The following is an 8,377-nucleotide window of genomic DNA, read 5'->3' on the forward strand; positions in this document are numbered from 1 at the left end:
GGTGATGCGGGTCACGTTGTTTTCGGGGTTTGCCAGGCGCCCGGGCTGGCTGTCATGGTGTTTGCAGTGCCCGATCGGGGCACACGCCGGGCGGGACGCCGTATCACTGCCCCCGCCACACGGCGCACAGGCTTCGGACCCGATGGCAGGGACCGGAGACGGACCGTCGGACACCGTCCACACGTGTCACGGCCAGCGCAGCCCTTTTCGTGGTTTCCCGCCGAACCTTTTCCTGCGGCGGTGGACTGCCGCGCGTGTCCGTCTTCGTAGGCGTGGGAAAGGACCAGAAGACTCTTGGCTCGTCGTGGCATCTCCAACCGCGTCCGCGCGCTCGTTCTCGGCCCCGCCCTCGCCGCCGCCGTCGGCACCGGCCTCGCCGTCACCACGCCCGCCCACGCGGCCAGCCACCCTGCCTCGGCCCAGCGGTTCCTGTCCGCCGTGATCCCGTGCGAGTCCGGCGGCAACCCCCGCGCGGTCAACTCCATCGGCGCCGGTGGCCTCTTCCAGTTCCTGCCGTCGACCTGGCACGGACTCGGCGGCGCGGGACTGCCCCAGAACGCCTCCAGCTCCGAGCAGTGGGCCAAGGCCGTCAAGCTCTACAACCAGCAGGGCACCAACCCCTGGTACGCCTCCAAGGCCTGCTGGGGCAAGCGAATCTGACGCTGGCAGAGAATCCAGGGCTGGCACAGTAGCGCCAGCGGCACACCGAACACGCACACGAGGCCCCGCGCCATACGGCGCGGGGCCTCGGCGTGTTCCGGCCGAGCTTCAGCCCGTGTCAGGCCGGCGGGCCCGGTCAGCCATTCGGGTAACGGTGGCCTCAGACCTTCGGCGTCATGCGCATGACCGGAGGCGGAGTCGGGTCATCGCCCTGGATAAAACTCAGCGACGGAGCCGCGGCCCAGCCCTGGACGAATCCGAGCAGGGCGAGCGTGCGGTCGCGCGCCGCGATTCCCCAGGCATTGTTGTAGCCGCCCGCCTCGCCGCCCCCGAACCGCTCGCCGAGGGTCTCGAGCATCTCCTGGAACTCGGGCGTGAACGCCTTCGACATCGTCGTCGTGTCGGTGGTTCCGACGATGTTCTTCTGCAGCTGGCGCATGAGCAGGGTGAAACGGGCGAAAAGGTGCTCCTCCCAGTCGAACGTACTCAGGAGGTCCTCGCCCGCGGCCCCGCCGCTCGCGGCCAGGTGCGCGATCTGCTCCGGCGACATGGTGATGTGGATGCCGCCCGTGCCGTCGGGCAGCTGGACGGAGCGGATCCGGTCCCGGAAGCCGGGCATCTCGGCCTGCAGCGTGTCCCGCCAGTTCAGCGACGTGTCGAGAATCTGCAGCAGGAACCCGACGAGACTCCTGATCTGCGCGACCGAGCGCACCCTCGGGCCGGCGTTCGCGACGACCGCGGCCGGGGCGAGCGTGACGGGCGGGGCGGCGGCGGAGGAAGCCGCGGCGGAGGACCCAGAGGATCCTCTGGGTCGTTTGGATTCTCTGGATTCGGACGATGCGGCCGCCGTCGGCCCGGCCGCCGTCGACGGGCCACGACGCGGCTGGCGGACCCGTTCGCGACTGCCCTTCTCGCCGCGCGGCGAGGGGACCAGGTCGAGCCCGAAGGTCGGGCGGCTGGGCAGCCAGGCGTCGAAGAAGTGCATCGGGAAGTTGCTGGCGATCCCACCGTCGGAGAACCAGTGCCGGATGGGCCCTGCCCCGGCGGTGCCCTGCACCCACAGCGGGACGGCGCAGATCAGGACGGGGAAGCTCAGGCTCATCCGGGTGGCGACGACGACTGGCAGGTCCCGGCTGGGGAAGGTGCGCAGGTCGGTGGGGGCGCCGGGCGCCGGCACCACCGCCACAGGGGCACTCACCCGCTCCAGGTGACCGAGCACGTCGGCCGGGAACAGGCGGGCGAACTCCGCCGGGGAATAGAGGAACGCCTCGCCGACGAACGGCAGGTTCAGCGGGCGGGCGGCGCTGAGATCCGTCGTCATCATCTCGAGAATGATCTTCTCGTTCGCCCGGCGGGGGCGGCTCAGGTCCGCGAAGGTGAGCGGGGTGTCGCCGTCCGCGCGGCCGGCGCAAGCCTGGATCTGCCGGTGCAGCCACTGGGTCAGCGCCTCCCGGCCGCCCTCGGCCGGCATGCCGGTGCAGGCGCCGTAGAAGGTGGCGGGCAGGCCGCGCACGGTCCACAGCACCCGGGCGAGAATCGCCCCGACCAGGCCGAGCAGCGCGGTGACGATGACACCCGGGGCGAGCAGTGGCCAGCCGTACCAACGCTGATCGCCGAGGCTGCCGCCGAAGCCGTACAGGACACCGAGGAGCCCGCCGAACGCGATCCCCGCCGCCACCAGCACCTGCGACCAGAAGTAGCGCGCCATCCAGGCGACCGTGACCCGGACGCGGCCCGGCCACGACGTGCCGGCGCCCTGCAGGCCGAACAACAGGCGGAAGACCCAGGTGGTCCTCCGGCTCGGCTGGAACAGGCCCTCCAGCACGCCCGGCACGCCGATCTGCTCACTCGCGGCCGTCAGCGCGCCGAACCCGCCGGGCCGGCCCGGATCGCGGCGCTGCTGGTACTCGCCGTACTGCGCGGCGGCGGTCAGCGCGGCCCCGATGGCGCCCGCCGACGCACCACCGATGCTGTGGAAGTCGTACCTGGCGTGCAGCTGGGCGACCGCCTGGGGATACACGATCCCGCTGGTGATCCCCCCTTTCATGATCAGATCACACTGCTCCCGCGGCCCGGGAGATGCCCGGCGCGGGCCGGAGTCTGGACCAGGGTCAGAGCCCCGGTCAGGGCCCGGGTCAGAGCCCGGACCGTCGGCGGGCATCCCGCCGTCGCGGCCCGCCGGATCGTCGGCACGGGTGCTCGGTGCGCTCATCGCGGCCTCCCGACCGCCGGCGAGCCGCCACCCGGCCCGCGACCGACGATCAGCTACCCAAGCTAGCGGCCCGCCACCCACCCGTCTTCCAATGCCCAACGCGCCGACTGTGGCATCTGGACCCGCCTATAGGCAGGCCCATCCGACACACTTCGCCCGGTCGACGGGCGACTGTGGCATCTGAGCCAGTCAATAGACGGGCGGATCCAACACGGTCCGCGCTGGCAGGAGGACCCCGGTGGGAAGCACACCACCGGCCGGCCGCGGCGGGGACTGCCCGGGACACCAGGAACCGAGTTTGGCGCCACTGCGGCCGACTCAGCCGCATACGCTCAACTACTCTCCGTACCCATACTCGATACGACCCGCGGCACGGCGCCTGGACGTCATGCGGTCAGGGTGAGGACGCCGCGGGCGAGGTCGCCGTGTTCCAGGTCCTCGATGGCGCGGTGGAAGTCGGCGACGGGGTAGGTGCGGGTGACCAGCTCGTCCAGCAGCAGCCGACCGCCCAAGTACAGGTCCACGTACTGGCGGATGTCGCGCTGCGGCTGCGACGAGCCGTACCGGCAGCCCAGGATCGACTTGTCGAGGTAGAGGTCGAACGGCGAGAACGTCGACTGCGTGTCCGCCGGCGCCACCCCGAGCAGGACGGCCGTGCCACCCCAGCCGAGCGAGCCGATCGCCGCCTGGATCAGCGCCGGGTGGCCGACGCACTCGAAGACGTAGTCGTAGCCAAGCGGCGCCGAGTCCTGGACGGCGGCCTTCGCCGCGGCGGCCGTGTCCTGGCCCGCGGGGTTGACGAAGTCGGTCGCGCCGAACAGCCGCGCGGCCTGCTCCTTCGCCGGGTTCACGTCCACCGCGACGATGCGAGCCGCGCCGGCGATCCGCGCGCCCTGGATCACGTTGAGCCCGATGCCGCCGACCCCGAGCACGGCGACCGTCGAGCCCGGCTCCACCTTCGCCCGCCGCAGCACGGCGCCGACGCCGGTGAGCACCCCGCAGCCGACCAGCGCCGCCGAGGCCAGCGGCACGTCGGACGGGATCGGCACGCACTGGTTGGCCTTCACCACGACCCGCTCGGCGAAGCAGGAAATGTTGGCGAAGTTGTAGGCCGGTTCGCCGCGCCACGTGAACGGCTGGGGCCGCAGGCCGAAGGTCGACCGGCACATCGTCGGCCGGCCGCCGTCACAGTGCTCGCAGGCGCCGCAATTGCCGAGCGTCGAGAGCACCACGTGGTCACCGGGCCGCACGTTGCCGACCAGGGCGCCGACCGCCTCGACGACTCCGGCGCCCTCGTGCCCGAGCACGACCGGCACCGGGTAGGGAATCGTTCCGTTGACCACCGACAGATCGCTGTGGCACAAGCCCGCGGCGGCGATGCTCACCAGCACCTCGCCGGGCCCCGGGTCGCGTACCGCCAGGTCGTCGACGAGCTCGGCCTTCTGGCCGTCCCACACAACCCCACGCATGAGGCTCCTCTTTCTTTTGTCTTTCTCTTTTGTTTTCCGTTCCCGTGTAGCCCGGGCAGGGGTCCCCCGGGGTCCCTGCCGGATCTGCGAAGCAGATCTGGGAGGTCCGGATCTGCCTGCCTACCTCGACAGGCGTCAAACGCTCGGATCAGGGCGAGTGGGGATTGGCAGATCGGTGGGGAGGCATCCCGGTGGGGAGGCTTACCCGGGCCAGACGACGCTCTGCAGCTCGCTGTAGGCATGCAGCGCGAACACTCCGCAGTCACGGCCGATGCCGCTGTGCTTGAAGCCGCCGAACGGCGTCTCGTGGTTGCGGGCGACGGTGTTGACGCCGACGTTGCCGGTGCGCAGCCGCGCGGCGACCCGGTAGGCGCGCGCGGTGTCCTGGGAGAAGAGATAGTCGTACAGGCCGAACGGCGTGCCGTTCGCGATCGCGACCGCCTCGTCCTCGTCGTCGAAGGGGAGCACGACGACCACCGGGCCGAAGAACTCCTCCTGGGCGACGGTCATGTCCGGCCGGACGCCCGTCAGCAGCGTCGGCTCGACGTAGAAGCCCCGCTCCATCGCGGGACGCTGGCCACCGACGGCGACGGTCGCGCCCGCGGCGACGCCCTCGGCCAGCAGTTCCTCGACGCGGGCGCGCTGGGCGGCGGAGATCAGCGGGCCGACGACGGTGGAGGCATCCAGCGGGTCGCCGACCTTGCAGAACCCCGCGTAGGCGACCAGCTTCTCGACGAGTTGGTCGTGGACCGAGCGGTGGACGAGCGCCCTGGTCGGCGCGGTGCAGATCTGGCCGGAGTGGAACGCCCAGGTGCTGCCGATGCCCGCGGCGGCCTTGTCGAGGTCGGCGTCCTCGAGCACCAGAGCGGCGCCTTTGCCGCCGAGCTCCATGAGCTGGCGCTTGATGTCGCGGCCGGCGACCTCGCCGATCCTGCGGCCGACGGCGGTGCTGCCGGTAAAACTGATCATGTCGACGTCCGGGGAGGCGACAAGGGCGGCGCCAGTGTCGGAGGTGGAGCCGGTGACGACGTTGATGACGCCCGCGGGTACGCCGGCCTCGTGAGCGATCTCGGCGAACCGCAGCACCTGTAACGGGTCCTGCGGCGCCGGCTTGATGACGACCGTGTTGCCCATCGCCAGCGCCGGCGCGACCTTGCCGGCCATGTTCACCAGCGGGAAGTTGTACGGCGTGACGCAGGCGACGACGCCGACCGGCGCGCGGCGGATCACCGCCCCGACCAGGCCGCCCGGGGCGAGCGGCGTCGCGTCGATGGCCTGTGGTGGGAGCGGCACGAGCCGCGACTCCATGGCGTGGCGCGCATAGCGCTGGAACCGCTCGACGGCGACCGGAACCTGCATGGTGGAGGCGACCCGCATGGTCGCCCCGGTCTCGGCCTGCACCAGCGGCACGAGGTCGTCGTTGTACTTGGTCAGCAGGTCGCCGACCTTGGCGAGTACCTCGGAGCGGTGCGCCTGGCTGGCCGACGCCCAGCCGTCGAAGGCGGCCCTGGCGGCGGCGGCCGCCTGTTCGGCCTGGGCGGCGCTCGCCTCGGGTGCCTCGCCGACCACCTGCTCGGTGGCCGGGTTGATGACGCCGTAGTGGCCGCCGGCCGGCTCCACCCACTCGCCGCCCACGTAGATCCGGCTGCTCGGGACGCCCATGGCGTGTCCCCCCTTGTGCTCGGGGTGAGCCGCGGGCCGCGTGCCCGGCAAGCCTGGTCGCGCGGCGGGCGGCCCGTTGGTCCTCGTGTTCCTGACGGCCCGTGGCCCTGGGTCCCTTGGCCGGTGCACGTCCGGGAGGTGGGGCCGACGGTTTCTGACGGTACGTCAGGCCCGCTTGCGCGGCAGCCCGTCGCGGCTAGAGTGTAGAACAGGTTCTAGTCCGAAGCCGACCAGTCGGGCGCGATCGGCGGAAGGCTGTTCGCGCGCGGAGCGCGCTCCCAGGGCTCCCGCGTGATGTTGCCCCGGGGCCGAGCCCCGGACCCCACGTCCGGGGGCTTCGCCCCGAACCCCCGATGGACGGGGCGCGCGGATACCCACGCCGACGCCTGCCCACACCAGACACCAGACACCACGTGAAGGGTGGCCGCGCTCATGGAGTTCGGGATCTTCAACTCGCTCTACCTGCCGAAGCGGCTGTCCGAGGCGGACCCCGTGGGCGCGGAGCACAGCCGGCTGATGGACGAGGTCGCCTGGACGCAGGCGGCGGACCGCTCCGGGTTCAAGTACACGTGGGCGACGGAGCACCATTTCCTCGAGGAGTACTCGCACCTGTCGGCGAACGAGGTCTTCCTCGCCTACGTCGCCGGCACCACCAGCAACATCCACATCGGCAGCGGCATCTTCAACATCACCCCGCCGGTGAACCACCCGGCGCGGATCGCCGAGCGCGCGGCGATGCTCGACCATCTCTCCGGCGGCCGGTTCGAGCTGGGCATGGGCCGCGGCTCGTCGAGCACCGAGCAGAGGGGCTTCGGCATCGAGGACCCGGCACTGACGAAGCTGATGTTCGACGAGGTCGTCGCCGAGCTGCCGAAGATGTGGAAGGACGAGCCCTACTCGCACGAGGGCCGGTTCTTCACGATGCCCGAACGCAACGTGCTGCCGAAGCCCTTCACCAAGCCGCACCCGCCGCTGTGGGTCGCGGCCGGCAACCCCAGCACGTTCGAGAAGGCCGCCCGGATGGGCCTGGGCGTACTCTGCTTCGCCCATAGCACGCCTGAGGAGCTGGCCCCGCTCATCGAGCTCTACAAGAAGAACATCGAGAAGGCCGAACCGGTCGGCGGCTACGTCAACAACAACATCATGGTGACCAGCCAGATGCTGTGCCTGGAGGACGGCGCCCGGGCCAGGCAGATCGCCACCGACATCACCATGAGCTACCAGCACACCCTGGTCTACCGGTACCTCGACACCTTCCCGAAGCCCAACTGGGTGCCCACCTGGCCGGCGACGCTGCCCGAGCCGACGGTCGAGGTCCTCGAACTGGGCGTGCGCGCCGGCTCGATCCTCATCGGCGACCCGGAGGAGTGCGAGCGCGCCGTCCAGACCTACGTCAACATCGGCGCCGACCAGCTCGTTTTCGGCATGCTGTCGACCACGATGCCGATCGACGTGGCCGTCGAGGCGGTGGAGACGTTCGGCCGCCACGTCCTGCCGAAGTTCGACACCGACCCGGTCCACAGCACCACCCGCCAGCGCGAAGCCCAGCTCGGCGCCGCCGCATAGTGCCGGGCCAGCCCCGACCGGGACAGGGCGAGGCCCCGCGTCAGTTGACGCGGGGCCTCGTGGTGTGGCGCGACCTCGACGGTGGCAGGCCGGCCCCGATCCGCGCGGCGGGTGGGGTCGGTGGCTGCTCGCCCAGGTCCTGTGGGGTTCAGATTCGCTTGCCCCAGCAGGCCTTGGAGGCGTACCAGGGGTTGGTGCCCTGCTGGTTGTAGAGCTTGACGGCCTTGGCCCACTGCTCGGAGCTGGAGGCGTTCTGGGGCAGTCCCGCGCCGCCGAGTCCGTGCCAGGTCGACGGCAGGAACTGGAAGAGGCCACCGGCGCCGATGGAGTTGACCGCGCGGGGGTTGCCGCCGGACTCGCACGGGATCACGGCGGACAGGAACCGCTGGGCCGAGGCAGGGTGGCTGGCCGCGTGGGCGGGCGTGGTGACGGCGAGGCCGGTGCCGACGGCGGCGGCGAGGGCGGGGCCGAGAACGAGCGCGCGGACGCGGTTGGAGATGCCACGACGAGCCAAGAGTCTTCTGGTCCTTTCCCACGCCTACGAAGACGGACACGCGCGGCAGTCCACCGCCGCAGGAAAAGGTTCGGCGGGAAACCACGAAAAGGGCTGCGCTGGCCGTGACACGTGTGGACGGTGTCCGACGGTCCGTCTCCGGTCCCTGCCATCGGGTCCGAAGCCTGTGCGCCGTGTGGCGGGGGCAGTGATACGGCGTCCCGCCCGGCGTGTGCCCCGATCGGGCACTGCAAACACCATGACAGCCAGCCCGGGCGCCTGGCAAACCCCGAAAACAACGTGACCCGCATCACC

At 71.2% G+C, this 8,377-nt stretch carries 6 protein-coding genes; 2 read left to right on the forward strand and 4 right to left on the reverse strand.

The genetic code is table 11. The annotated features are described in order from the left end of the window. The first annotated feature begins 294 nt into the window (after positions 1-294). Complete coding sequence (locus QOZ89_RS46245) at positions 295-660, forward strand: transglycosylase family protein (RefSeq protein ID WP_071049824.1); 366 nt, start codon at positions 295-297, stop codon at positions 658-660. A 160-nt stretch (positions 661-820) separates the two neighbouring features. Here the strand turns inward: QOZ89_RS46245 and QOZ89_RS46250 are convergent, their stop codons facing one another. The 3 genes from QOZ89_RS46250 to QOZ89_RS46260 all read right to left on the reverse strand — a co-directional run bounded on the left by QOZ89_RS46250 (position 821) and on the right by QOZ89_RS46260 (position 6,003). Beyond that, positions 821-2,707, reverse strand: coding sequence for a patatin-like phospholipase domain-containing protein (locus QOZ89_RS46250; protein WP_083418887.1), 1,887 nt, complete (start codon positions 2,705-2,707; stop codon positions 821-823). Between the two features lie 551 nt (positions 2,708-3,258). Then, the gene (locus QOZ89_RS46255; protein ID WP_071049826.1) at positions 3,259-4,341 is read right to left on the reverse strand and encodes a Zn-dependent alcohol dehydrogenase; all 1,083 of its coding nucleotides are present in this window, start codon (positions 4,339-4,341) and stop codon (positions 3,259-3,261) included. Positions 4,342-4,542: 201 nt separating this feature from the next. After that, positions 4,543-6,003 (reverse strand): aldehyde dehydrogenase family protein, encoded by a 1,461-nt coding sequence (locus tag QOZ89_RS46260; protein ID WP_312630323.1) that lies wholly within the window; start codon positions 6,001-6,003, stop codon positions 4,543-4,545. Between the two features lie 432 nt (positions 6,004-6,435). Here QOZ89_RS46260 and QOZ89_RS46265 point away from each other — a divergent pair, with 432 nt between their 5' ends. Further along, the gene (locus QOZ89_RS46265) at positions 6,436-7,569 is read left to right on the forward strand and encodes an LLM class flavin-dependent oxidoreductase (RefSeq protein WP_071049827.1); all 1,134 of its coding nucleotides are present in this window, start codon (positions 6,436-6,438) and stop codon (positions 7,567-7,569) included. 148 nt (positions 7,570-7,717) lie between these two features. On the opposite strand, the gene QOZ89_RS46270 is transcribed toward QOZ89_RS46265, so the two are convergent. Next, positions 7,718-8,083: a transglycosylase family protein gene (locus QOZ89_RS46270; RefSeq protein ID WP_071049824.1), complete on the reverse strand. Its 366-nt coding sequence runs from the start codon at positions 8,081-8,083 to the stop codon at positions 7,718-7,720. Between the last annotated feature and the right edge of the window lie 294 nt (positions 8,084-8,377).

The organism is Pseudofrankia coriaricola (assembly GCF_032027725.1).
Taxonomy (GTDB): domain Bacteria; phylum Actinomycetota; class Actinomycetes; order Frankiales; family Frankiaceae; genus Pseudofrankia.